Origin of the sequence: Candidatus Nitrospira nitrosa (genome assembly GCF_001458735.1) — a bacterium.
In the GTDB taxonomy this organism is placed as follows: Bacteria; Nitrospirota; Nitrospiria; order Nitrospirales; family Nitrospiraceae; genus Nitrospira_D; species Nitrospira_D nitrosa.
Genome location: NZ_CZQA01000001.1, coordinates 1,616,754 through 1,642,373 on the forward strand (window position 1 = coordinate 1,616,754; position 25,620 = coordinate 1,642,373).

At 57.2% G+C, this 25,620-nt stretch carries 22 protein-coding genes; 6 read left to right on the forward strand and 16 right to left on the reverse strand.

What is annotated here, in order from left to right; genetic code table 11:
• Positions 1-16 precede the first annotated feature (16 nt).
• From COMA1_RS07685 to COMA1_RS21045, 7 genes are all read right to left on the reverse strand, one after another.
• Complete coding sequence (locus COMA1_RS07685; protein ID WP_090746123.1) at positions 17-1,891, reverse strand: cytochrome-c peroxidase; 1,875 nt, start codon at positions 1,889-1,891, stop codon at positions 17-19.
• 276 nt (positions 1,892-2,167) lie between these two features.
• Positions 2,168-2,905, reverse strand: a complete 738-nt coding sequence (locus tag COMA1_RS07690; RefSeq protein WP_090746126.1) for a hypothetical protein — start codon at positions 2,903-2,905, stop codon at positions 2,168-2,170.
• A 45-nt stretch (positions 2,906-2,950) separates the two neighbouring features.
• Complete coding sequence (locus COMA1_RS07695; RefSeq protein ID WP_090746130.1) at positions 2,951-3,613, reverse strand: DUF4082 domain-containing protein; 663 nt, start codon at positions 3,611-3,613, stop codon at positions 2,951-2,953.
• Between the two features lie 173 nt (positions 3,614-3,786).
• The gene (locus COMA1_RS07700) at positions 3,787-4,512 is read right to left on the reverse strand and encodes a VPLPA-CTERM sorting domain-containing protein (protein ID WP_090746133.1); all 726 of its coding nucleotides are present in this window, start codon (positions 4,510-4,512) and stop codon (positions 3,787-3,789) included.
• A 460-nt stretch (positions 4,513-4,972) separates the two neighbouring features.
• Entirely contained in the window at positions 4,973-5,686 is a 714-nt protein-coding gene (locus COMA1_RS07705; RefSeq protein ID WP_090746137.1) for a hypothetical protein, read from the reverse strand.
• A gap of 299 nt (positions 5,687-5,985) precedes the next feature.
• Positions 5,986-6,699 (reverse strand): VPLPA-CTERM sorting domain-containing protein, encoded by a 714-nt coding sequence (locus COMA1_RS07710; protein ID WP_090746139.1) that lies wholly within the window; start codon positions 6,697-6,699, stop codon positions 5,986-5,988.
• A gap of 386 nt (positions 6,700-7,085) precedes the next feature.
• Positions 7,086-7,859: a hypothetical protein gene (locus tag COMA1_RS21045; RefSeq protein WP_090746143.1), complete on the reverse strand. Its 774-nt coding sequence runs from the start codon at positions 7,857-7,859 to the stop codon at positions 7,086-7,088.
• Between the two features lie 302 nt (positions 7,860-8,161).
• On the opposite strand from COMA1_RS21045, the gene COMA1_RS07720 reads away from it, so the two are divergent.
• Positions 8,162-8,479 (forward strand): type II toxin-antitoxin system Phd/YefM family antitoxin, encoded by a 318-nt coding sequence (locus COMA1_RS07720; RefSeq protein ID WP_090746147.1) that lies wholly within the window; start codon positions 8,162-8,164, stop codon positions 8,477-8,479.
• 73 nt (positions 8,480-8,552) lie between these two features.
• Here the strand turns inward: COMA1_RS07720 and COMA1_RS07725 are convergent, their stop codons facing one another.
• From COMA1_RS07725 to COMA1_RS07745, 5 genes are all read right to left on the reverse strand, one after another.
• The gene (locus tag COMA1_RS07725; protein ID WP_090746150.1) at positions 8,553-10,574 is read right to left on the reverse strand and encodes a cytochrome-c peroxidase; all 2,022 of its coding nucleotides are present in this window, start codon (positions 10,572-10,574) and stop codon (positions 8,553-8,555) included.
• 88 nt (positions 10,575-10,662) lie between these two features.
• Positions 10,663-11,088 carry a hypothetical protein gene (locus COMA1_RS07730; RefSeq protein ID WP_090746153.1) on the reverse strand — a complete coding sequence of 142 codons (426 nt, stop codon included), beginning with the start codon at positions 11,086-11,088 and terminating at the stop codon, positions 10,663-10,665.
• Positions 11,089-11,473: 385 nt separating this feature from the next.
• Positions 11,474-11,728, reverse strand: a complete 255-nt coding sequence (locus tag COMA1_RS07735) for a hypothetical protein (protein ID WP_090746156.1) — start codon at positions 11,726-11,728, stop codon at positions 11,474-11,476.
• Positions 11,716-12,234 carry a hypothetical protein gene (locus COMA1_RS07740; protein ID WP_090746159.1) on the reverse strand — a complete coding sequence of 173 codons (519 nt, stop codon included), beginning with the start codon at positions 12,232-12,234 and terminating at the stop codon, positions 11,716-11,718. Before COMA1_RS07740 ends, COMA1_RS07735 begins: the two co-directional genes overlap by 13 nt.
• Positions 12,235-12,508: 274 nt before the next feature.
• Positions 12,509-14,044, reverse strand: coding sequence for an autotransporter outer membrane beta-barrel domain-containing protein (locus tag COMA1_RS07745; RefSeq protein WP_218055320.1), 1,536 nt, complete (start codon positions 14,042-14,044; stop codon positions 12,509-12,511).
• A 529-nt stretch (positions 14,045-14,573) separates the two neighbouring features.
• Between COMA1_RS07745 and COMA1_RS21805 the strand changes: the two genes are divergently transcribed.
• Positions 14,574-14,702 (forward strand): hypothetical protein, encoded by a 129-nt coding sequence (locus COMA1_RS21805; RefSeq protein WP_281176227.1) that lies wholly within the window; start codon positions 14,574-14,576, stop codon positions 14,700-14,702.
• A 415-nt stretch (positions 14,703-15,117) separates the two neighbouring features.
• Here the strand turns inward: COMA1_RS21805 and COMA1_RS07750 are convergent, their stop codons facing one another.
• Positions 15,118-15,843, reverse strand: a complete 726-nt coding sequence (locus COMA1_RS07750) for a hypothetical protein (protein ID WP_090746162.1) — start codon at positions 15,841-15,843, stop codon at positions 15,118-15,120.
• A gap of 592 nt (positions 15,844-16,435) precedes the next feature.
• Here COMA1_RS07750 and COMA1_RS07755 point away from each other — a divergent pair.
• From COMA1_RS07755 to COMA1_RS07765, 3 genes are all read left to right on the forward strand, one after another.
• Entirely contained in the window at positions 16,436-17,227 is a 792-nt protein-coding gene (locus COMA1_RS07755) for a VPLPA-CTERM sorting domain-containing protein (RefSeq protein ID WP_176697922.1), read from the forward strand.
• A 138-nt stretch (positions 17,228-17,365) separates the two neighbouring features.
• Entirely contained in the window at positions 17,366-18,283 is a 918-nt protein-coding gene (locus COMA1_RS07760; RefSeq protein WP_090746167.1) for a VPLPA-CTERM sorting domain-containing protein, read from the forward strand.
• 71 nt (positions 18,284-18,354) lie between these two features.
• A complete protein-coding gene (locus COMA1_RS07765) occupies positions 18,355-19,809 on the forward strand; it encodes a PQQ-dependent sugar dehydrogenase (protein WP_090746170.1) in 1,455 nt (484 codons plus the stop codon).
• Positions 19,810-20,046: 237 nt separating this feature from the next.
• On the opposite strand, the gene COMA1_RS07770 is transcribed toward COMA1_RS07765, so the two are convergent.
• Positions 20,047-20,964 (reverse strand): hypothetical protein, encoded by a 918-nt coding sequence (locus COMA1_RS07770; protein ID WP_090746173.1) that lies wholly within the window; start codon positions 20,962-20,964, stop codon positions 20,047-20,049.
• Between the two features lie 316 nt (positions 20,965-21,280).
• Positions 21,281-22,816, reverse strand: coding sequence for a fused MFS/spermidine synthase (locus COMA1_RS07775; RefSeq protein ID WP_218055321.1), 1,536 nt, complete (start codon positions 22,814-22,816; stop codon positions 21,281-21,283).
• Positions 22,817-23,155: 339 nt separating this feature from the next.
• Here COMA1_RS07775 and COMA1_RS07780 point away from each other — a divergent pair, with 339 nt between their 5' ends.
• Entirely contained in the window at positions 23,156-24,181 is a 1,026-nt protein-coding gene (locus tag COMA1_RS07780; protein ID WP_090746176.1) for a VPLPA-CTERM sorting domain-containing protein, read from the forward strand.
• Positions 24,182-24,713: 532 nt separating this feature from the next.
• On the opposite strand, the gene COMA1_RS21050 is transcribed toward COMA1_RS07780, so the two are convergent.
• Complete coding sequence (locus COMA1_RS21050) at positions 24,714-25,313, reverse strand: VPLPA-CTERM sorting domain-containing protein (protein WP_090746179.1); 600 nt, start codon at positions 25,311-25,313, stop codon at positions 24,714-24,716.
• Between the last annotated feature and the right edge of the window lie 307 nt (positions 25,314-25,620).

Genomic DNA, 25,620 nt, shown 5'->3' on the forward strand with positions numbered 1-25,620 from the left:
ATCCTCACGTGCCTGGTTATGGCTCCAAGAATTTCTTTTGCGGTTGCCCGCCGAAGCGGCCGACTGCGGGAATTTCGAACAACGGATCGCCGGGCATGATCATCCGGGGTGCGCCCGGTCCGTTCGGGATGAACAGTTGCGGATGATCGAACGGAGCTTGCTGAAAACGCACCCGCTCGTCCGTGAGCGAGACCAGGAAGGCCAACATCGCAGCCTTTTCCTCAGGCGTGAGTCCCAGGATCGACATCAGCTCGACGTGTGTGCCGTCGAGTGTCACCATGCCGACGTGGGCATCACCGGCTCGATCGTAGAAGTCGATGACAGCCGGCAGATCGACATGCCCCCCGGTATGAAAGTAGGGAGCCGTCAGCTCGACATTGCGCAGGCCCGGCACCTTGAAGGCCCCGTCCGAGACGATCGGTTCCGGAGGCGGAGGGCTGAGCCGTTTGACCGTGGAGAGCCAATTCCCAAGGTTGTCCTTCGCCCCAAGACCCAAGTCCTCGATCGTGCCGAGCACGCCGGTGTTGTTGAAGCCACGGTCCGCAGCCTGCCCGTCTCGGATGCGCGTCGGGTCGGCACGAACTTGGCGGACTGAGGCGTTGGTGAGCTCCGCCCCCTCATGACAGGTGATGCATTGGCCGCGAGCCTGGCTGCGGAAGAGATCCACGCCCAAGACGGCCTGCTCGCTGATGGCGTTGGGGTTGCCGTCCATGAATTGATCGTAGGGAGAATTGTCGGCCACGAGGGTCGCTTCGTACAGCTGGATGGCCAGGCCGAAGAAGAGCGAGAAGTTGTACTGCATCACGGTGTATTCATTGACCGCAAGTGCCACAGAGGGCGGGTCGATCACGGTCGGCGTGCCGTCCGTCCCGACACGGATGAGCTTTGGTGAATCCCACCAGTGACGGTGAAACGCCGCCTGGATGAGTTCCGGGTAGTTGCTCACATTCAGGCCCTTTTGTGGCCAACGGCTTAGTGACCCGAGCACGCTGTCTTCAGGGTGCACCAGCTGAAGCGCCAGCGGCCGAAGGTTGGAGGCTGGCTGGCCGGGAATCTGGTAACGGGCGAATTTCTTTCCGACGTCCCGCATCGTCCGGCCACGGGCGGACATTTCGCTTTCATTCACCGGAGGACCGACCGCTTGCGAGGCGAGGCTGGAGTCTTCAAGCCTCACCTGGACGGCGACCGGACTCGTGGGGCTATCTGCACGGAACAGCCGGGCGTTCGGATCCCGGTCCCCCATTTCGTTCACACCATTAAAGACGTTGTCCGCACGACCGTCCCAAAACTGACGGTGATTGAACACAGCATTGATGACAGTCGGCGTATTGCGGGGTTCCACACGGCGCGTGTTCGTTGAGCCGACTCGAAATCCATCAGGATCTGGTTCGGAGCGAACCAGATCAGCAGGGCCGTTTCCAATGCCGAGGAAGACGGAGTTGCGAACGCCCTGGGAGGAGAGCACATCGTTACTCGCGGGGAAGAATGGAAAATCGGATCCAGTCACTTGTCCGACAGGTCCAAGATTTCTGTGGAAGGTCCGGTCCGGATTCGGCGCACCGGTTGAGGTGATACGCTTTAATCCCGGCGAGAGCTGATTCTTTGATCGGCTATCGGCCATGCCGGAATTAAAATGACAGCTTCCGCAGGCCTGTACCCCGTCGCTGCCGACCTGCATGTCCCAAAAGAGGGCCTTGCCGAGACGAATGGCGGCCTGGCGGTCGCTGACAAACTCGGCGAGATTTGTTGGTTCCGGCACAGGGATGGTCTTGAGCGACGGCGGACGAGGTGGATCGGTCGGGCTGTTGACCTGAGAGAAAGCGTCTGTGGCGACGGTGATGCCGAGCCCTAGCGCGGCAACGGCGAGAACATGAGTGATCCTGGTGCGCATAACGACTCCTTTCGATGTTCAGCCCGCATTGTTCATGACAGTTCGTCGCGAAATCGGCACGCCGCGTCGTGAGATCGGCGCACGAAGCTCAGAGGACCTGAGTCGTACTCGTGCAGTACGTCGAGGGTTCGAGGGGCGAGTCCGCCGACCGCAGGCTTGTCGGAACAGCGGATCGGCGATTGCAGCAGAAGTGTTCATGAATAATACGGGTTAGGGAAGGACCGGCTCACGGATCAGCCGATCCGCGAGTTCGTGCTTCCCGTTGAGTAACAGGTACTACTTGTGGGCAACCGCCTGTCCCTTCCGAAGTCTGGTTCTTGTCAGGGGTCCTAGACCGACGAGCCCGCTCCCGAAGAGCCACATGGCGGCTGGGACGGGGACAGGAGACACGTTGCCTGGTGCCACGGCCATCACGTTGCTGTAGGCCGGGCGTCCAGCCGCAGCATCGAACAGAGTTCGGTTGGCGATGGTTCCGGTAAGCATGTTGGCAAAGTTCACATTCGTGTCGCTGGTCAAGGTCGCGGTCCAGAAGAAGGGCGGCACGAAGGCAAACGGAGGAGCGGCCCCCACTCGACCGGTACCGAGTTGATTCAGTTGCGTGATGAGGTTTTGAGCTTCCGAGGTGGTCGGTAATCGCCAATCGGAGACAGACTGGTTTCCGTGTTGAGAAGTGAAGCCATCGGCCCAGGCGGATGCCGCCCACCAACTGCCCACCCAGCGACCCAGTGACGCCTCATAACTCAGATCATCGGCGGCAATGGTGTGGGATGGTCCCAATGAAGGCGTAACGACCGTTCCTAAGAGCGGTCCTGTGTAGGGGTTTGCGCTTGGGGTGGAGGTGGTACTTGCAACGTCATTGGTAAAGGTCAGTCCATTGGAAATCCAGGTCACATCGGAGACGCTGTCATAAATCGTTCCGTTTCCGTTATCGATCAAACTGGCGTGAGCACTGCCTGCCATGATGCCGGTGATAACCAGCAATGCGAGTATGGATGATACTGGTCTGTTGCGCATAGTGGCTCCTTTCAACCTGCTCGTGGATGAGAATGGTGGTGCTGATTATTCGTGAGATTGATTCATGGTTTTCCGTGACTCTTGGAATTGTCTGCGCGCGAGGCCCAGCATCCCGATCACCCCGCTCCCGAACAGCCAGGCAGCGGCGGGGAGGGGGACGGCGGTGAGTTGAAAGTTTCCGCCTAAGAACGCGGCGCCCTCCGTACCGGGATCTGTCTGGTCTGGAAAGGCGAAGCCGGTGCCTAGAGTGGAATAGCGAGCATCGATCACGGAGACGCGAGGATCGACGATCCCATTTCCGCCGAAGAGGGACGTAGCGTCGCTGTCCAGATGCGCCCCGACAATATATTCGATCCCAGGTGTGAGCGCGGTGCTGCTCACCGGCGCAAATCGGAAATATCCGTCTAGTGCAGCATCAGTTCCGGCTGCGATCGTGGTCTGGACGAGCGGCGCCCCGCCGGAGGCAAGCCATAGCCCGACCTGAGCAGGCCCAGCCAGACCGTCTTGGCCGGAATCGTAGACGCCCAACGCCTCAACAGAAGTTGGAGCGGTCACGGAGAATTTCCAGCCCAATGTCCACGTTGAGCCGTCGTATTCAAAGATGATCTCGGTGAGATCAATCGCGGCCGCTTGGGCCAAGGAGGACCAGACCGTGCAGACACACAACAGAATAAGTCCTGGGAAACCGATGAATCGATGGGAGCGCATACACAACTCCTTTGGTTCGTGGATAAGAAGACGTCAATGTAATCGAGAATCGGGTCGAACTGGTTTCTACGGAACTGCTCGACCCGATTCCTGTTCACACTGGGGAAGGAGGCCGGCCCCAGTATCACTGAAGCCGGCCGGTGGTCTTACCCTAAGAAGACCATTACTGGAACCTAGGCTGAGAACTTGCGCCGGGCGAGTCCTGCGAGGCCGATCAGGCCGCTACCGAACAGATATACGGCAGCCGGTACAGGGACAGGCTGGGTAGCCAAGGTGGCCGCAAATCCGTGGAGTCCCGTCTGCCCGAGGGCAGATGACGGATTGCCTCCATAGTTGAGCGTATAAAGGCCGGGTGCCAGCACCCAAGATCTGGACACGGCATCTTGTCCGGTCCCGCTGTCTGTGCCGTTCGGCCCTCCGGCATTGGCCAGATGATCGATGTAGGTCAGATTCGTGGCCCAACTGATGTTGCCCGTATTATTCCACGTGTGATTCGCCCCATCGGAGTTCACATCTTCGACTCCACTGTAGAGGCTAAAAGCGGGAAACAATTGACTGGGGCTGGGCGGATCGGCCCGGCCTAATTCCAAGGTCAAGAGTGTGGGTCCGCTCATGCCCGTGAGATCTAAAAGAGTCCAGTTAGACGTATGGGTCCAGCCTTTTGCGCCGACTGGATTGCCCGGTTCTGCCCAACTCTTGGCTCCAACGTCTCCGTGGTAATGGGCAAGGTCGAATTCTCCTCCCATGACGACTTCCCATTCGTAGGTCAGTCCGGATTGGTGACCGGCTGGATTTTGCGTGACGGTCGAAGCGAGAGCCGGAACAATTCCGGCCAACCACAGGCCCACCGCAGCGGCGATCATAAGTAGGGAGCGCTTTCGTTTAGCAACTGGTTTCATATAGACACTCCTTGGTTAGAAAAAAAGTAGACTTCATAAACAAATGAAACCACCACTCACTAGCGAGAACTTGTACCAGACCAACATTGCCGGATCTACCAATGGACCCTAGTCCGTGCTACAGATGTGACGGAAAATTGTGTGAGAGGACGGAAAAGAAGTTTGGAGCGGAGATTCCATTGTGGATTGGGATCTGATCGGATTCGGTTCGATCTGTCAGAACCGCTCTATTTCAAATCGAAGCCAGTTCGGATTACACGAGTTCTAACAACCGTACGCACAATTGGGGAATAGCATGAGACGGTAACGCATCGAGCTGGAGGCGAGTCAGAAATCCTGGGTCGAACAATCTGAAAACACGAAGGGGAGAGTGTTTAGGATGGGCCCGAACACTCTCCCCTTGCCTGGCGGGTGTAGTCAGTCGTCGGTAAAAAAGTACGACTACCCTTCTGTACCAGGCTTAAGCCGAGAACTTGCGTCTTGCGAGTCCGACAAGTCCGATCAACCCACTGCCGAACAAGTAGGCGGCGGCCGGAACTGGCACAGGAGCGGTCGTCAACGTCGCAGTAAAGGCATGTGTCCCTGTTTGGCCAAGGGAAAGGGCGGGATTACCCCCGAAGTTAATGGTGTACAGACCTGGCGCCAGCACCCAGTTATCAGAGACTGATGTGAGACCTGTGCCGTTGCCTGTCCCGATGGGTCCGCCGGCATTGGCAAGGTGGTAGGTATAGGCAAGATTCGGGGCCCAGCTGATGGCGCCGGTATTGTTGAACGTATGATTGGATGCATCGGAGTTTACATCCTCTACCCCGGCGTAGACGCTGAAGGCTGGAAACAGGGACCCGGTGGCCCCTCGGCCCAGCGTGACCGTCACAAGCTGGGTACCGCTTGCACCCGTGAGGTCCAGCACGGTCCAGTTCGAGGTATGGGTCCAACCTGGCGTAGGATCGGGGTTTCCAGGTTCCGCCCAGCTCTTGGCGCCGACCGCTCCGGAATAGGTGGCAGAATCATTGTCGCCCATGACCACTTCCCACTCGTAACTGATTCCGGATTGGTGACCAGCCGGATTTGCCGTGACTGTCGAGGCGTGAGACGGTGCGACCCCGGCCAGCCACAGTCCCACCGCAGCGGCGATCAAGCCAAGAGACCTCGTTCTTGTCGTAATAGGGTTCATACAGACACTCCTTGGTTAAAGATTGAGTGATACAACAGATGCTGAGGAACTGACCCTCATACTTACATCTGTAGTTGATCGCGTGGGTCAGATCTACCGATTGAATCTCACCCGTGCTACAGATGTGACGGAAAGTACTTGAATCCTACTGGATCGTAACGGGTCTGGTCTGGTTCAATGGGGGACGGGTACAAGGTTCGTCAAGAAGGGGAAGGGACAAGCTGTGGAATCGATCGGCAGCCGATGCAGAGAGCGGAGAGCCATCCAGACTGATCTGAACGACTCTCCGCTCCGTAAATTTAGGCTGAGAACTTGCGTCTGGCGAGTCCCGCGAGACCGATGAGGCCGCTACCGAACAGCCACACAGCTGCGGGAACCGGCACCGTTGAAAGCGTGGCCTGATAGGCAACTGCACTACCGGGAGTCCCGGCAGGAGGATTACCGCCGAAGACCAGGCTGTACAGCCCCGGTCCAAGTGAAAAGGTCCTGGTAATTGAGGAATCGGTGCCAGAAGCCGTAGCGTTGCCGATATAGTTCAGCGAGGAGGAGTCATATCCTGCGCCTTGTGTGCTCCAATCAAAATTTCCGGCATTATTGTACGTGTGGTACCCACCAGGAGTGCCATTGTCGGTTTGTTGGTGGCCACTCCAAAGCGTGAAGGCGGGCACCAAGGTGCTGCCGTTCGCCGCGAGGGTGATGGTGAGGTCGGCCGCTTCCGTCAATGTCAACGCGGTCCAGTTCGACGTGTGAGTCCAGCCCGTGCCGATGGGATCGCCCGCATTGATCGGATCGCTCCAACTCAGCGAGCCAACAGTGCCGGCATAGTTGGGGGTCGAGCCGGCGGTAGTGTCGTAGCCGCTCATATTGACGGTCCACTGATAACCGATACCGCCGGTGACGGAGTCCCCTGCGGTCACCGTTGCGGCGTAAGACGGAGCGACCCCGCCCAGCCACAGTCCCACTGCGGCAGCGATCAAGCCGAGCGACTGCTTGCTCGATACAAAGTGTTTCATACGGACACTCCTTGGTTAGGGAAGATTGAAGCAAATCGTGTGAGAGCCAGCCCTCACGCGGGCTAAAAATATCAAAGCAAGACTCGTTGAGCTACCAGTCGAAACCAACACCTGCTACAAATGTGACGAAAAAGTTGTCCAGAAACCACAAGTCCGACTCGCGAAGCAGGAGATAGATTGGTGCCGGGTTCATGACAAGGGATTGAGTCGTCCTGAATTCTTGTCGCATTCATCGGGGGTTCAGTGGAGATAGATCGTAGGTTTTGCCAAGAAGCGAGAAGAAACAAGTTCTGGGAGTGCTGCTTCCCGGGATGACTGTCAAGGCACGGAGCGGAGAGCCACTCAGACTGAAGCCCGAATGACTCTCCGCTGCGCGTTGCAAAAAACTAGTGCGAGAACTTGCGCCTCGCCAGCCCGATGAGTCCGACTAGTCCGCTGCCGAACAGATAGACTGCGGCCGGGACCGGCACTGGAGAGACCGTGATGGTGTTTCCGTCAAGCGCAAAATTCAGCGTGTCGGAGCGGAACGTGATGCGGTAGTCCGCATGGTCGGTAATCCCTCCGACGAATCCGGTGGGTGGGCTGAAGTTGTCGTTGGTGTTGATGCCGCCCGCTGCCTCAGCCGGATCCAATCGAAAGTCCGCCATCAGCAGGCGATAGTTGCCTGGCGCGGCGGTCACGCTGTAGGCCGGATCGCGTCGGAAGTGGATGGACCCGTCCGTCTCGCCTTCGGCTTGTGTCAGACTTGTCACCGTCACCGGGCTCGTCAACGCCGTGAGCCCGTTCTGGTAGACGGGTGTATTGTTGTTGATATCGTCCGCGCGCACCAAGGCGTCAGCCGCCACCAGGGGTGAACCGGTGTTCTGGTAGAAATAGGTGTCGGTATCCAGCCAAGTGAGCTCGCCGTCGCCGTTCAGATCTGACGAGAAATAGCCGGCTGTCGCGACGTTGCTCTGGGAGGCTTCGTAGGCGAGGACGTCGACCGTAAAATTTCCACCCGTTGGGATATCGATATTCCAGGTATCAAATGTGGTACCGAGCAGCGGTCCTGTCGTGAGCCGATTGAGGGTGCCCGTCACCTCAAGTGTATTCGCAGCACCAAGAGACGGGACGGAAAGGATCAGCGCCGTAAGCGCCAAGAAACACGAATGTGTTCGCATGAACACACCTCCTAGTTAGAGCTGACTATGGAAATACCTATGAAGACCAGAGTGCATGCCAGGGGGTTGTACCAGGGAGACCTTAGAGTATCTACTGATCCAATCCCATGCGTGCAACAGTTATGACAAAAAGATTTTCCCCGCGCCGTTGAGGCCAGTTCGTAGCCGTGGAGCGACTCCGCTCGCGCGATGACTCCTCCAATGTGGCCTAAGGTCGACCTTGATGAACCGCTGCCAGCGGCGGATCACCTCCTCTATGGTCGTAATCTCTCGATGTATTGACTGTGTAAACAGTCATAACCATGATACTTGTGAAAGATACATGGTTTCGAAAGGTAGGGCGCAACATGATAGAAACGGTATCAACGTTGGAGATCCGTCAACGGCTTGGAGATCTGCCGAATCGGATAGCACTATGGCACGATAAATTCGTGATCGAGTGCAAGGGAAAGCCGTTGGCGGCGAGGATTCCCCTCGAACAGCTCGAGCAAATGCAGGAAGCGGCGCGATTGTACTTGCTGTCGGTTCTTGATCGGAAACCGAAAACGATCGCTCAGGGGCTGGCCGATGAGCTGGCGAATGAAGCCAAACATCGAACTCGTAAGGCGCGCCGGAAGTGAAATGTGACACGATTCACTTCCGGCAGTGATCTGGATTAACCTTGTTTCAGCCAGCCATCTCGGTCAGTGTTCTTCAATGCGGCCCGAACACACCCTCAAGGAATCCCGGCAGCGGTGGCCCACCGGCTGCGCCGGTCATTGGGATTTCCAACAGGTCGTCCTTCGCAAATCCTGGCTTGCCTCGTTCGACCTGGCGGTGATCACCTGGATGTCCGTTTGGTACGAATAGTTGCGGGTGGTCGAACGGTGCCGCGGCAATGCGCACCCGCTCATCCGTGAGCGCTTCAAGCCAAGCCACGACGGCATCAGCCTCGTCGGACGTCATGTTGGCAACCCCCAACGGCTCGATCGGCGTGCCATCCCGTTGCGTGATCGGCGAGACATTCCCTCCACGGCTGTAGAGCAGCACGGCCTCGCGCAGCGATGGAGTGTCGCCGTTATGAAAATAGGGAGCAGTCAGCGCGACATTGCGTAGCGAGGGCACCTTGAACGCCCCTTCGAGACCGAATCCCTTTGTCACGACCGCGCCGTCGAAGCTGGCGGGAAGCGAGCCAGGGAACAGGCGCTTGCTGTGAGAGAGCGGGCCGAAGGCATCGTTCGCTCCCACCCCCAAATCGTCATCGGTAGGTCGAAGGCCGATGTTGTTGAAGCCTTTATCTATAACGTTGCCGTCGCGGTTGCGCACCGGGCCGTTGGCGGCTAAGCCGATGCGGCGAACCGAGGCATCCGTGAGTTCGGCGCTCTCATGACAATTGCTGCAGCGCAGATTATTGGCACCTCTGGTCCGGTCGTTGAACAGGTGAGCGCCAAAGAGGGCAAAGCGACTGATGTAAACCGGATTGGTATTTGTCCAGGGATTGAGTGCCGCATCGGAGGCACTCGGATGCTCTCGGCGGAAGCGGTCCCAGGGGGTATCATCGGAGACGAGTGTGGCTTCATAGAGCTGGACGGACAAACCGAAGAAAAGCGCAAAATTATATTCGAGGAGGGAAAACTCGTCGGTGTTCCGATTCCGATCGCGTTGATCGACGATCGATACCGTCCCGTCCTCGGCTACCTGGACGAATTTCTCACTCTGCCAGTACTTCTCCTGGAACGCTGTCCGGATCATTTGGTTGTAGGAGTTCATCCGAAGGCCACGTTGCGGATACCGGCTGAGCGGTCCCAAGACGCTGTCCGATGGGTCGACCAGTTGTTGCTGAAGTGGGCGAGAGCCGTGGATGCGTCTGCCGAGGTGTCGACTGCGCTTGCCTTTGCGCAGATCACGCGCGATATCCTGCGCGGTCCGCCCAGGCTCAGCCATTTCGATCTCGCTGACGATCGGACCGACCGCCTGCGACGCGAGACTTGAGTTCACCAGGGCCACCGGGACTTCAACGAGGGTGCCGCCTACCGACGCCATCACGCGAGCCTCCGGGTCCCGGGCACCCAGTGGATTTACACCGTTGAAGAGGTTCTCCGCGCGACCGTCCCAGAATTGGCGATGATAGAAGACGGCGTTGATGATCGAAGGCGTGTTTCTCGGTTCGACGCGACGAGTCTTGAGTCGGCCGACTTGGTATCCCAACGGATCCTGGCCTTGATTCAGAAACGGGATGCCTTGGGAACTGACGACATCATTACTATCGGAGCCTTGATCGAGCGCGCCGCGCTGTCCGGCTATCGCAAGGCGAGTGAGGGGAAACTCCGAACCGGTCAGTTGGTAGTTCGGTCCGCCCGTCTTGAACGTCAGGTCCTGCTGCGGCACATGCTTAAGGCCAGGCGAGAGTTGATTTTTCGAGCGCGGGTCCGCGCCTGCGCGAAAGTGGCAGCTGGCGCAGGCCTGCACCCCATCGCTGCCGATTTGCATGTCCCAGAAGAACGCCTTGCCCAAGGCGATCGCGGCCTGCTTATCCTTCACGTACTCCGCCAGGTCCTGATCGCTGGGGCCAGGCACCGGCACGCCTCGGAGGTCACCAGGCAGATTGGTTGAGTCACTGGTCGCTGGTGGATTGAGTACACGCGGAATCGTACCGTCACCGGTCAATGCGTAAAGAGTGGATGAACACAGAATTGACACGATGCCAAGACCGATTGATAGCCGTCTGCTTGTCATAAATCCTCCAGCGTTCTCGGCCTCCTAAAACCTGTTCCAAAGCGGTTGTCCTCATCGGGTTTTCTGTCTGACGAACACCGAATGAAGATTACTGTTTTACCCCGCTGGCCGTTCCCAAGGCGCCGAACGTATTCTCCCAACGGCCGACAAAAGATTTCTTGTCCCGGTGCAATTGGAGCTCGAACGTGGACTTGAACGGAAGCGGCGTGAAGTCCATGGTCAGTTCCGCCGAACAATCTTCCTTCACGGTCGCCTCTCCGGTAAATTTAAGGCCGGTCAAGGGATTCCCTTGATCGTTTTTCAAGGAAAAGTCGCAGGTGCCTTCGGTTCGTCCATTCTCGATTGAAAACTTGCACACCCCGGTGTGCGGATTCTTCAGAACTTCGTTTTGATAAGAGACCCAGTTTCCTCGCAGGTCACGTTTCTGGCATCGGCCTTCCTCTTCAAAGAACGCCTGGGCCTGGCTGCAGAGGATGAGCGACACGATGGTGGTAGAGAACAAGAGACGCTTCATACCAACACTCCTTTGACAATGTGCTTCAAGGATGATTCTTGAAAGGCGAGCAAATGGTAGCAGGGTCAAGAAATGGGACACCATACGCGACTGCTACAGATGCAACAGATGTGAAGGAAAATGACGCGCGTTGTTTGGTGTCGCCTATTAATAATACGTACAAAACAAGTTGGCAGAGGCTTTAAGGAGTAGAAGTAAAGGTATCCGCATGGATACTGCTTGGACAGGCTGGTGTTGCGGCGGGCTCATGGTCCATGGATGTCGTGAAACGTCGCACGTGAAGGGTGCTGCTGCCAAAGCCTGTGAAGCGTATCCTGTTCCAGACTGCAGATGTTCCAGCTTTCATCAGTTACGCTTCACGATTCACGAACGACGAGTGACGCAACTATCTCCATACCGGCCATTCCACATCGGGATCCTTGAACACGGGTTGGCGCGGCGTCGAATCTCGCCGACGGACTCGGTGGTGCCTCGGGCGAGCCCTGTTTTGCACAATTACCGGGTCGATCAGCTCGCCGCAGGTCACGCAACGCCAGGCGCGAATATCATCGAGTGATGCACCTTGGATGAGATCCAGCGGATCGAGTGGATCGATTGGATGCATGAGCCCATGACAGCGTCGACAGATTACGCGATCCATGTTGAGACCTCCTGATGGGCCGTGCGAGGCTGCAAACGGTTCTCGATGGCTCGACCGGTAGTAGGGCTCGGCTCCGTGCCTGGTGAAAATGGTGAACCTACCGCGGCATTAAGCTCCGACCGGAGCAATCGACCGATGTATGCGAACTCGAGTGGTTTGAGGGGAAGATGGAGATGACGAAGGAGACCGCTGTTTGGGATGTCCGTCTGATCTCCGTTGGTTTGGGGCCCCATCGTAATGACCGGCACATGAGGCGAAGCGGTCTTGATCGTGCGGAATAATCTCCGCAGGCTGAGTGTGGCAACCGGCTCCGAGAAACTGAGTCCGATGCAGACGACTTGGGGACGGAGCTCACGGCATTCATTGATCGCCGTCTCCAACGACCGGACGAGTATCGCCTGGTAGGCGTGCGCCGCAAGCCAATCGGCGAGTTTGATGCCATACTCCAAATCGTGGTCTACGATTAGGACACAGGCTCGTTTCTTGTTCGGCAGAGTCTCCATCATCGGTTCTCCTTATGATGCTCGCTGGCCGTATCAAGCCGATTTGCGGGTGATGCGGCATGGTAAGAGAAGTTGAGTCTATGACAGGACGTATCAAGCCACAGAGGGGGGATGTCGGACTACCGGCCGGCGCTGATCAGTGCACCAGATTTGGTGAAAAACTTCTCATGTCTGCCGGATGAAATCAGGCGGATTCCCTGTATGCCCAGATAGGAACTCGACTCTCGCGTCAGCCGAACCCACATCCTTCACGAAGTATGACTTCATGGGAGGTCAATTACGCGGTGCCTCGCCGCCGAGCCAAGCCGATCAATGTGACTACTCCACTCCCGAACAACCACACAGCGCCAGGGATCGGTACGGCAGCGACCTCCATGCGCCAGGCCAGCGTGTAGTCCTGCGAGAAGTTGCCGGTCTCGCCCGCTGTCACTCGCAATTCATACCGGCGTCCCGCCAAGAGTCTCGTGTAGAGATTCTGGCTGTTGTCCAGGTCACTGGTGGATTCGGTGAGCAAGCTGTTGGCCGTGAGATCGAACAGCGAAAGGTTCAACCGATGTCGCGAGGTGGTGAGGGCGCTGTTGTTTGAGACGCCCACGTTCCAGGCCAGTGAGGAAAATAATGTGACGTCGCTGCTCGTTGAGAATAGATACGAAGCTGTTCGAGCACTCCCGTTCAGCCCTCCGAAGGTCTCACCATAATCGAATCCGAAGCGGCCGATGTCGCCGCCGTCCTGCTGTAAGCTTGGTTGCTCGCCGCCGGCGAGGATATGGTAACTGTTCAAGATGTTCACCTGCCCGGCTCCGTAGCGATCGTCCAATCCGTTCGCCGTCTCATGCCCGGCGCTGCGATAGTCGGTGATATCGGCGGTGGTACCTTGGTTGGCGGTTTCTCGATCTGCACCCGCCATCAACAGTGCCTTGATGGTTTCGGACCGTTCGGCGTTGTAAATGGTTCCGACTCCGGAGATGGCCGTAGAGCCGTTGGAGAGGGATAGACCGGCTTCATGTCCGGTCTGCACTAAGAGGGCGGCCGCGGACGAGACCACGGGTGTTGCGTTGCTTGTTATCGATTCCGGCGCCACGAGGAGTGGAGCGGTGCGGACGGCTCCATAGAGACTGTCGCCGGAGACCGAGACGGTATTCCGTTGATGCCCGCCATCGGTGCGACCGACGGAGATCGCGTTGTAGGCGCTCCCTAGTAACGGGCTGTCGGCGGAACTGTTGGCTAGGCCGACCACTTGAATGGATTCGTTTACGTGGACCTGACGATCGACTAAGCGCAGAATCTGCCCGGTGGCCGTCGGCGTATCTCCTGTGCCGACCCAGCTGTGGTTGGTGATGCGGGTTGGACCGGTCGTGGCCGTGCCGGACGGATTTGATAGGCCAGTGAACCAGCTATTGGCGTCATATCCGGCAATCTGGCTGATGCCCGACGCGATGGAACTCGTAGTTCCATAGAACAATCGACCGACGACAGTCGCATGGCCTGAAAAACTGCCTGACGGATTACCGTTGATCGCGGTAATGGTTTTCCCTGAAAATTCAGCATCGCTCGGGTTCGGCATGAAGATAGGAGCCGCGCCGCCGCTCGTGTCATTGATGGGGGCCTCAACCTGCGAAGCGCTTACGCCGGCTCCGGTCGGTGTCCCGGCGCCCAGTTCGGCTTGGAGGGCGCTGTACCCCACGTCAGTGAAATCGGCGGCCAGGGTGATAGAGGCCGCATAAAGGCAGAACCCTGAGACAATGGCGAAGAGCGTCGCGCCTGTGAGCGAGTGCGTCTGCTCAACCTGAAATCTCGTTCCATGGGACCGCATGCCTCGACTCCATGAGCAGGGCACGAATGAACTCCGGTGCTTCACAAGCACGGCAACCTCCTCTGTGATGGCTGATGTCGGACAAGACCCGTCGATTCACGCCTGGAGACGAGTACTTATGCTGTCGGTCGACAAGAGACGTCCGTACTCTGTGGAGACGAACAGCTCAGGGGTGATGACCTGCACATGAGGTCAATCACGTAGCGTCAACGTAGTGGTTGATTGAGGCACTGTCCAGCAATGGATACCGATCTCTGCAACAGTTGTGACAGATATATATTACTATCAACAGGGTAGATACCTTTTAGGAACAGGGCCCGGCAACGGTTTCGGTCGATGCGGTGGAGCACTCAGACGGCTCACCTCCGAATGCGGCGTTGAAACCCGCAGCCGGAATAAGTTTCGTCGCATCTGTAGCATCTGGAGCGGACTGCTATAGCAAGCCGGAGAGATACAGGCGTAAGTTACAGCCATAGAAGAAGGTCCTCGTCGGTCGTGATGTTTCGTGTGGGAGACGATTTGGTCGTACATGCAGATCATTGAAGCGATTCGGTCCATCCTGTTGGCCCTTCTCTTCCTCAGTCTCGCGCCGATCGTCGGCATCGTGGCGGCGTTTACCCATGATGAGTGTTACGACGAGCTGCGCGACGATTGGTAGTCCGTGGCCATCGCGTTTACCAGACCCGGAGAGTGAACGGTCCTTGAACGTACTGTTTCAGGGCAAGCTCATAGCCTGATTGCCGGGAATCTCAAACCTGTTCCTCCAGCTCGGCTGAGTTTCTTCAGCCTTTCCACGCACATCGTCGACCGCGCAGTAAGGAGGGACAAGGCTCTTCGTGATGACGCTGTTTATGTGAGACGGCGGCTGTGACGAATTGCTCTATATTTGAGAGTTGGAATTTGGTTGTAAGCTAGCGTGGTTTGATCAGGTGACTGTCCACACGCACGAAACCCACTGGAACGGGTCTGGAGATCCAGTGGGTTTCGTTGGGGGAGCCGACTGAGTCGATCCTTCTCGCGGGGGACCGAATCAGGGCGCCACGATTTGTAGGATTTGGGAAACTGCTGGCCTGCTACGATACGACCTTGTGCGCCCGCCGAAGAAGCAACCCGGCTAGCCCTGAACCAAACAGGAGGGCTGCTCCCGGCAAGGGGACTGCTGCCAGTTGCGCCGTACCGTTGAGCGTGAACTGTACGGTCAGATTGCTCGGCAACCCTGGCACCCCACTCAGACCATGCGACCAGGTCAACCCGGTAAAGGCGTTCGTCAGGCTATTGAACGAGCCGACGGCATTGCCGCCGATATTCGTCGTTACCCCACCGACAGGAATAAGTCCTCCGGTCAGTTTAGCAAGCAGCGAAGTGAGATCGGCCGTGATGGTCGAGCCGCTCGTATTGCCGCTCGGGAAGGGGTTCGGGCCGCTGGTAAACAGAGAAAAAGTATGGGTTCCGAGTAGGGGCACATTGATCGAAATGGGAGCAATGATGTCCGGTAAAGGCTGGTATTGTTCCATGACGATTTGTCCGCTCGTCGTAAAATTCCTGGCAGCAATCGTCGCGCTCCCGTTTTTCAGTGCGATCGATCCACTTGTAAAATCGAGTTCGCTGACTGTGAGCGCATCCGCCGACGTGGGGCAGATCCACAGAGCCGACAGCAATGCGACCGTGGCGGTCATCATCCCCGAACATACTTGACGCAGGGCTTGGTGCTTCATATTTATAGCGACCTTTCCGGCCAAGAGACGCTCTGGTTCCGTCTCGACCTTCGTGAGGGTTGAGATGTCGTGCTGTATGATCATCGACAGTTATCCTGTGTTCGTACAATCTTTGTGAGAACGTGCCTCTCTGCAGAATTGTGTCACAAGGCACGCGTATCATGGTGGGTGAAGGTATCAGGATCATATGGACGGGGCTACCGGTGGATACCTACGGCTGCAACACATGTGATAGAAACTGCAGCGATAAGTTTGTTCTATTTGGCGTGTGCCCTATCGGCGTGGTGCGGTAAGCGCCGCACGCCCTACATCTTCATATAGACAACAAACCCAAATCACTTCTCCGAATCGAGTGCCCTCTGAATCATCACGACGACACCAGAAATTAGGGTGGGCAGTGAGGTTCTAGATCGCCCATCTTCCCCATGGTATTCACCTCGTTCACACCTGGGGGGCGCCTCAAGGATAGTTCGCTCCCGTCGACGATTCTGTCTCATCTGTTGCACTCGGTGCATAGGAAGGTAGAAGACCATCATAGCCTTTGATACACAAACGTATGGTGGAAACTAAAAACGTTCCTGTTCCAGTGAGGAAAATGGTTCAGGGTGATATCACTTCCAGAAATAATGTTGAGCGATCAAACGGACTCGTTCCGAGCAAGAGAAACAGAGGAGACATGATGAATACGACAATGAGAAAGCGCTCAGTTAAAACGTTGTTCGTTGTAGCCATGGCCGTCGGACTGTTGATGGGGGCCGGCACCGCTGGTGCCCACGTCGAATACCTTGATCTTGGGGGGGGTGGCTCAGCGACCGACTCCATGAAGCGGTATGGTTGGATCGATGGCACGGATACGGATCTGGGCGATAGTCATCAGGTCTCGTTCTTCAAGTTCAGCGTGAGTCAGGCGTCATTGGTCAATATCACGATGACCGGCGCAAATGAACTCGGATTGAACCCAGCCTTTACTCTCTATGCGGGGCTCATGGGCGACTTGGCGCATGACGACACGGCGTTTGATCCGAATAATCCGGTAGACGGAAGTTTTAATAAAATCGCATCGCCGGTGGATAACGGCGTGACGACGGATGCGCTTGGGCGCGTGTCTCCGTTCCGGGATACCGCCAACATTGATTTCGAAGGTCAGTTCAACGCTCTCGGGACCTGGAGTATGGCCAGCGACCCGTCTGACGGTGACGTCTGGCGCGTCATTGAATATCTCACGCACAAGAACGATACCGCCGGGAATGAGTCCTTGCTCGGCTATTTTCTCCCTGCAGGCGATTACACCATCGTCGCGTCAGGCGCTGCCTGTACCGATGCGGGTGCCGGTTGCACCGGTCCCTTTATCAATGGAACCGTGAATGTAAGTACCTCGCCTGTGCCGGTCCCGGCCGCGCTGTACTTGTTTGGGACGGGCTTGGCGGGGTTAGCCGGACTGGCTCGCCGGACGAAGACCGCCGTCTAAGGACAAGATTTGTCGGTCGTGAAGCGTGAAACGTATCTCGACTCATAATGCGGACGCTTCACGCATGACGCGAGCGGACTATGTCGATATTCTCGCGAACGCGAGCAGCCCTGAGGCTGATGAAGGAGTATAGAAGTCATGACACTCTCAATCTTTAGCAGCAGAAAGCTGAGCGAAGCCATGAACACCCATACTCGGAAGGTTCTTACGAGTTGGGTCTTGGGCGTGGGCGCCTTGTTGTCGGCCAATCTGCAGCCGGCCGTTGCCCATGTCTCGTTCGACAATGCCGGTACCTTCGACGGAACGGATGTTCTGACGTACTCCAACACCCGTACTGCGTACAAAGCTCATGGATGGGTGGACGGGACCGACGCTGACTTGGGTGACAGCCACCAGATTGGTGGGACATCGGCTCGCTGGTACCGCTTCACACTGAACCAGCCCGGACTGGTCGATCTCTCCGTAATCCAGAACACGGCTGGGCTTGATCCGGCCTTCACCCTATACAACGGGGCGTTTAATCTCAGCGCCCATGATGACACGGTGATCGATCCATTGAATCCGGTGGATCCGATTACGTTCCTCTCCATACAGAGCACCACCGATGCAGACCCGAGTGGGTTGTACCTGAAACATTCCGGCTATCGGGATACGGTTACCAATACGTACGAAGGCCAGTTCGATGCCTTCGGTAGTTGGAGTCTGGCGAACGATGCCACGCAACATGCAACGGTTCAGTATGTGACCGCCGTGTCCGGGACATCGGATTCCGATCCTAGCCGTGGATTAACGTGGGGCGGTAACGGCAATCACGACACCGCCGTGGGAACCGGCGAATCGCTGTTGCAGTACTATCTGCAGGCCGGGACCTATTCCGTCGCCATAGGGGGCGAGCGATGTAATGACGGCACCGCCGCCTGTCAAAGCCCTGGCTACTCCGCGACCTTCTCATTGAACGTACAGCCCATACCGCTGCCCGCCGCCTTCTGGTTGATGGGGAGTGCCCTGGGCAGCTTGGGACTGATGGCTCGGCGTTGGAAACGGGCGGACTGCTGATGAACAGACTCAGTTCGAGCTGACGTCTTAATGGCACTCGTCTCTGGTATCGGCAACAAGCGGAGAGCATCATGATAGACAGATATACTTCTCATGTTCGATTTTGGATCCTGTTCGCCTGTTTTCTCCTGGCTGCGGAAGCCCAGGCGATCAACGTCTCCAACCCCTTTGACCCGTTCAACCCTTTCCCCGATCCGATCGTGAAGGGCTCGCTGCATGTCGGGCTGACATCGATGGTGTCGTCCGGTAGTGGTTTGACCGCTCCGAATCTCCTGATCAGCGCTGGTGACGGGACCAATCGGCAATTCGTCACCGACCAGATCGGGAAAGTTCAACTGATTAAGAATGGAGTGTTGCAGAGCACACCCTTTCTCGATGTCAGTGCGCGGCTATCCACACTGAATTCTGCCTATGATGAGCGAGGCCTGCTGGGCCTCGCCTTTAGCCCCACCTTTTCCACGGCAGGCACGCCGGGCTTCGGCAAACTGTATACCTACACCAGTGAACCGGTCACCAGGCCGGCGGATTTCACCGTGTCGATGCCGTCAGGATCCGTCTTTAATCACCAGAACGTGGTGACCGAATGGTCTGTCGATCCCTCCAATCCTGATATCGTCAATCCGGCGTCCCGTCGTGAGATCATGCGGGTCGATTGGCCGCAGATGAACCACAACGGCGGCATGCTCGCGTTTGGTCTGGACAATCTGCTTTACATCGCCATGGGTGACGGCGGCCAGGGCAACGATGTGGGGCCGGGACATGGTACGACCGGAAATGCACGGGACCTGAGCAATCCGCTTGGCGATGTCCTGCGCGTCGATCCGCATGGGACCAACAGCGCCAACGGCCAGTACGGCATCCCGAACGACAATCCGTTCGTCGGCACCGCCGGTGCTCTCGGGGAGATTTATGCTTCCGGGCTGCGCAATCCCTGGCGTTTCAGTTTCGATAACCAGAACGGTACCCTGGTGCTCGGCGATGTCGGTCAGGGCTCGGTGGAGGAGATCAATATTATCACCAAGGGCGGCAACTATGGCTGGAACTTCAAGGAAGGCCAGTTCAAGTTCGACCCGATCACCGGGGAGATTTCCAATGACCTCACCGGCCTTCCATCGGGGCTGATCGATCCCGTCTTGCAGTATGATCATGATCAAGGCACCACGATAATCGGCGGCTTCGTCTATCGTGGCAACGGCATACCGGAGCTACAGGGAAAATATATTTTCGGCGATTGGGGAGCTTTTGCCGCTCCGGCCGCACGATTGTTCGCGGGCAATCTTGCAACGGGCGCCATCGAAGAGCTGAATATCGACAACATGACCCTGAATCGTTGGGTGCTCGGCTTCGGCCAAGACGCGCAGGGCGAGCTCTACGTGCTTGCCACGAGCCGCCTTGGACCAGGTGGCGTGACCGGTGAAGTCTTCAAGATCACAGCAGTGCCGCTACCCGCCGGGGTGTTGTTGTTTGGCACGGGTCTCGTCGGCCTTGCAGGACTGGCTCGCCGCAGAATGAAGACGGACGCGTAGGCGGCCTCAATCGTAAGAGAGCCCTCGGGAACCGTTCGTGTCGCGTACCGCTTCGCGTGATGTTGGCCTCGGGCAGTCGCTGATGATCTCTTCCGAGATGCAGCTCGGCGTTCAGCGGTCTATACGCTTCTATTGAGTGCGGAAGATCCTTTGCCGTAAATAGGTCCGTTATTGGAGTGTCATCACAGCGGGAGGCCTAAGAGAGACCCGCGTTCCCTGTTCGGTGGAAAATCACGATCAGCGTTTCAATCTCAGTTGCCCTTCAGTCAGCCAACCCTCGTGGCCGGTGTCACTGCGAACGAAGTAGACCCAGTTGCGTCCCTGTAGGTCTCCATCCAGAATGGTGAGGACGGTTCCGGGGGGAATGGTCAGTCCTGGTTTTGTGCCTTCAGCGTCTTGGCGAAGCAGGACGGCCCAACCAGGTGCGTTGAGATCTGGTCGTAGACTGACCCGTTGACCCTCACTAAACAGTGGGACGGGAGCCCCCCTCGCCCCTGGCGTTATATTCCGCGCATCCCTGATGGATTGAATTCTAGCGAGGAACGCCGCGTCCTGTTCAACCTTTTTCACGGGAACGGAAGCTGCGGCCTGTGGGGCTCTGGTCGGAGACGAGGGCGCTTCTATGTCATCTTGTGCGAGGAACGACCAGTCCTGTGCAGGCTGTTCCGACGGTGTGGCTGGTGGGGGTGTTTTGGCCGGAGCAGAGGCTGTTGCGGTTGAAGGAGCCTTTATGGGATCGGAGGTCGTCGGTATAGGTGCGGTAGCCGGTGACGATGGAGTTGTTGTTTGACCTGGCGCGAGAAACGACCAGTCCTGTTCAGGTTGTTTCGATGGTGCTGCCACTGGAGGCGTTGGATTTCGAGCCACAGGCGGTTGCGGTGCCGGGGTTTTATCGAGGCGCGGCTCAAGATACCTCGTAACCATCTCAGGCTCCGTCGCAACATACGCGCCGCCACTGATCAGCAAGAAGAACAGGACCCACAGAAGAGGACGATGGTGCGATTGGTTCGGTGGCTTTTGGGGCGACGGCGATCCAATCGTGGACGGCGGGTCAAGCCACGCTTCCGTAAATTCCAGATCGGGTTCTGGTTGACGTGTAAAAAGCAGGCTCCAGGCAAACGGATGGATGCTGAGCGACGAGGCGATAGCAAACATCGAGGCTCTTCCTTTACCGGGCATGATTCATCAGTCTTTTGCTGCAACCAGATTCGTCGCTCGCCCCTGGATCGCACTCAGGTCGTGGGGCTGTCGAACAGTGGAACATGAGACGTATCCCGTTCAAAGATATCAAGTTGGTCAAAGTACTTCCACTGTAACCGCCTGTCGGAGGACGGCACGTACGGGTAGGCTGAGACGCGGCAGCGACAACACTCGTTATCTGGGAACGTGACGCATCCGAATCCGAAATGAACTAGGCTGCATGAGAGACGCCGTCGGTGAGCTCTCGAGGAAGTTTTATGAATGATGCGGCTCAGCGCAGCAGGAGATCGAAGGCGATGCGTTCGAGAAACAGCTTCCGGTAGGCCTCGGACTTGCGGACCTGGCGGCTTTCCATCGGATTGTAGTCGTCCGTGATGAGAAAGCCGTCGCTGTCGGAGATTTGGTGTTCATGGTCGATGAGCCAGCGGACACGCCGGTCTTGGCTGGAGGCATCGAGGACGATCGGTTGGTCGGATGCTAGAAATACGAAATCTGTAAAGTCAGCTTTCTCCGTGATGAAGATCCGGAGGTGGGGGAAAAGACTTTTGAGCGTGCGATACACGGCTGCAACCGCATCGGAACCTTCGCCTGTCTGAAACCCGACATAGTTGAGTGCGAGGATTCCGTCTTCATGGAGGAGTCCGCGCAGTTCATTCAGCATTTCGCGTGTCAGCAGGTGGGTCGGTTCGGTTCCGCCGGTGAAGCAATCGTGGATAATGAGGTCATATCGACGGGTGAGGTGCTTGATCTCGTACCGTGCATCGCCGACGAGAAAACGGCCGGTCGGCTCAAAATGGAATAAGGTTTGCGCTGCATCGGCGACCGCCGGATCGATTTCGATCGTATCGGTCACGATCCCCTTCGATCTGAGATCGCGTGCGACGTGTCCTCCTCCAAGACCGATGAGCAGGGCCTGCTCGGTGTGCGGGCGAAACAGAGGCACCAGCCCCAACACCTGTTGGTAACCAAGGACGCTCCGATCCAGCTTCAGATCTACAGCGCTGATGACGGAGGCGTCGGAAAGCATCAATCGGTAGCCTCGCCGCTCGTCATCCACCACACGCACCCACCCATAGAGACTCTCCGCTTCAGATCGGACCGTAAATCCTTCCACCGGTTTTGGGGCAGCAGCTAGGCTTGACATGGTCAGCATGCCGAGCACTATCGCGGTCGTCACCACTATTTGGGTTTTTACCCGCGCAGCCTGTTCATGCCAGGCAACCAGCAGAGCAAGGGCGCCTAACAGCAGGCTGAGAGCGATGAGAATCGTTTTGGTCCCGAACAGCGGCAACAGATAAAACCCCAGGAGCAGCGTGCCGGCCACGCTCCCGACCGTGCTGACGGCATAGACCGAACCGGCCACCCTTCCTACACCACGAAGATCGTTTGTTGCGCGCTTAATCACATAGGGGCCTACCATCGCGAGGGCAGTCAGCGGAAAAGTAAACAGCACCAGTGCGCTGGCGAAGGCGCCGCCGCGGAGACCGAACGAATCCGTCAATCGCAAAACCGGGCTGGTGAGAAACGGGATGATTGCCGTTCCCACAGCGGCGGCCACAATGACATGGCTCAACCGTATGGCCGGCACCCGGTCTGCCAGATAACCGCCGACAAAATATCCGAGTGCCAGCGCGATCAAGGTGACGGCGATGAGCGAGGCCCATACGTAGAGGCTGACTCCATAAAACGGCCCGATGATGCGGGTGCCCAGCAATTCGAGGATCATCACCGCTGCGCCGGTCATGGTGACGGTCACATAGAGCGCCGACATGTGTGGTGTGCGTTCACTATCGGGGTTGGTCTGCATGATACAACTGCACGCTCCTTTCTATATCCACATCTACCATGAATCAGATCTGAAAAGATGTCGCATTTTGGGGAACGGATGTGAGCTGCAAGTAGTTTGTGTCGCATCTGTTGCACGTGTCGGTACGCGTCTGTAGAGAGCCAGGATACGATTTGATACATCGGTTGCGACAATCTGCTGGAGGAAGACGGGTGCAAGCCGGTTCAAGGAAGAGGAGGAATACGCAGGTCGTGGGGCCGATAATGGTTCGCGGCCGGAGGAGGATGGTCCGTCTCGTCGGCTTTTACTTCAAGAGCAATCCAGCAACGCTCTCAACCATAAACAGTAAGGAGATTGTGCATGCGTAATAAATCGCTCATAGTCGGGTCGCTCTCCGCCATGGCCCTCACATTGGCGGCCGGTGTCGCGTCCGCGCACGTCGGGTACGGTCTGTCGCTCTATGATCAGGCGACCAACACGGTCGGTGTTGCAGGATCCAATGGGTTCAATCCTACGGCCAGCAGCAATGTGGGCTGGATTTCTGGGATGAGCAACAACGGCGTTAATCGCACTGGAGCCATCGATACGTTGGCGGATACCCATAATAACCGGTTCCGCTTCTTTACCCTCGACCAAAACTCTACGGTCAGCATCACCGTGACCGGAACGGCGAATACCAACGGGGCCTCGGTCCTGAATCCCGGATTTTCCATTTTCAGCGGCCTGGTACCGGCAGCCTCCCACGACGGCGCGGGGGATACCAACGGACTAACTCCTGCCCAGATCGCCACAATGCAAACGCCCGCACATAACGGCTATTTGTCGACCCAACCGGCTTTCGCAACGTGGTCACCCTTCTTTGACGCCACGGATGAAATCACGGCTCAGGGTGGCGGAGCGGTCGATGGTGGTGGAGCCAATTGGGGCGTGTACCGTTCGGATAGCAACTTCACCATGGGCAACAACAATGGTGAGGTGAGTACGGCAACTTTCACGGGCAATGCCGTCGGCGATGGTCATAATGGCGACACTCAGGACAATTCTGTCACGTGGACCGGCAGCCTCGGACCAGGCACCTACTCACTGGTCATCGGTGGAGCCAACACAACTGACCTGCAATCACTCTTCAACCTCGTGACTCAAGGGACGGGAACTCCGGCCGCGGGTTTCACCGCCTGCGATCCCAACAATCCGGTGTCCTGCAGCGGGACGGCATATCCCACGGCCTATACCACGGAACGTGCTGCTCGGAACATGCAAATCAGCATGAACGTGAATGGGGTGGACTTGCAGCCAGTGCCTGTACCGGCGGCGGTCTATCTGTTCGGCAGCGGCCTCATCGGCTTGGCCGGCATGGCTCGTCGGAAGATGACGGCAAAGGGTTAGGTTTCGCTGTATCTGCTCGGCGGGATCGTCATGATCCCGCCGAGCATGATCCTGCCGGGGGGGGAGTCAGTGGGGCTCCTTATTCTCTCAGTGACGCACTACTTCTTCTCACCCATTCTAGCCTCGTCTCCGAGTTTGTGTTTCTTGCGCCCCGCTTCTTGAAAATCGTGGCTTCATGGTCAGCTTGTGGGGGCTCTCGCGTTTCCCACGTTCCCAGAGTAATGCAAGCCAACGGTTGGGCGTGGTGGGGTCCTGCGGCAACCTTCCGTCACCTATATTTCGTGAAGCGGCTCTCTCGAGAATGCTGAGACGAGCGGGAAACGGGCGACAGATCCGGGAAGTTGTCAAGACGAATCCCGTTTTTCGGGCAAGTCGTGTCGCTCGTGCATGGGCAAGATACTTTGCATGCAAATAGGCGGTTAGGGGATTTCAATGCTCGACGGGGTCTAACGCTCCGAGCAACATGAACAAGGAGCGCCGGTGAGTCATTCTCGTCGGCGCACCCTCACTGAGGGTGATAGGCGGCTGATCGTTAGTAGGCGTTACGACGGCGCATCAGAGCGGCGATACCGGCCAATCCGCTTCCGAACAGCCAGGCGGCGGCAGGAACGGGAACTGGTTGTACGTTGAAATCGAAACGGACCACACCACTCAAGAAGAAAGAGGCTTGCCCTTGTTGGCCGCTCTGGTCGAAGACGCGATCCCATGAAAGGGTGAACTCTTTGGACGTCGGATTGAAGAGCCCCGTCGCGACCGTGCCGATGTTCCACAGCTGATAGGCATTACCCTGATTCACGCTGAAGAACAGGGAGGAGAGGTCGACCTTGATGATGGAGTCGGTGATCACGGCGGACGGAGTCGGGGCTCCGCTGAAGCCGGAGGTGAACAGCGCATGGGTCTCGTTGGATCGGTTGATCGTCGGGACAAGTTCGCCGACTCCTTGAAACCGTCCCATCTGCATGACGCCGTCCTGCGCGAGCAGCCGATCGAGGGAGTCCTGATGCGGCCCATCGTAATTTACGGCGCCTCTGGTGATCTCCAGATGTGTCACGGTTGTCGCGTGGGCGGGCGAGTGAAGCAAGAGCCCAACACTGAGGAGTCCCCATGCCAGAATCGACCTGTTCCATTTCATGTTCCACACCCTTTCGTCACCGAACTCAATCTCTGTTCGAGACTGAGGTTGTTACAATCAGGACATGAGCATAATGGACACGAAGACAACCCGTCTAGGCGGAGTGCACCAGATGCAACAAATTAATGCACTAAGAGAATTTGGAGGTCTTGTCGCCTCTCTCAGGAATACACAACCGTGGATACGAAGATCTCACCGCAATTCAGCTCGTGCCGGTGCTACTGCGGTGAGAATTGGAAACGTGCTTCATTCAATTTCCGAATTGGAATCCTCCTGCCCAAGGGTGCCTTGGCCGTCGTAGCGGGTA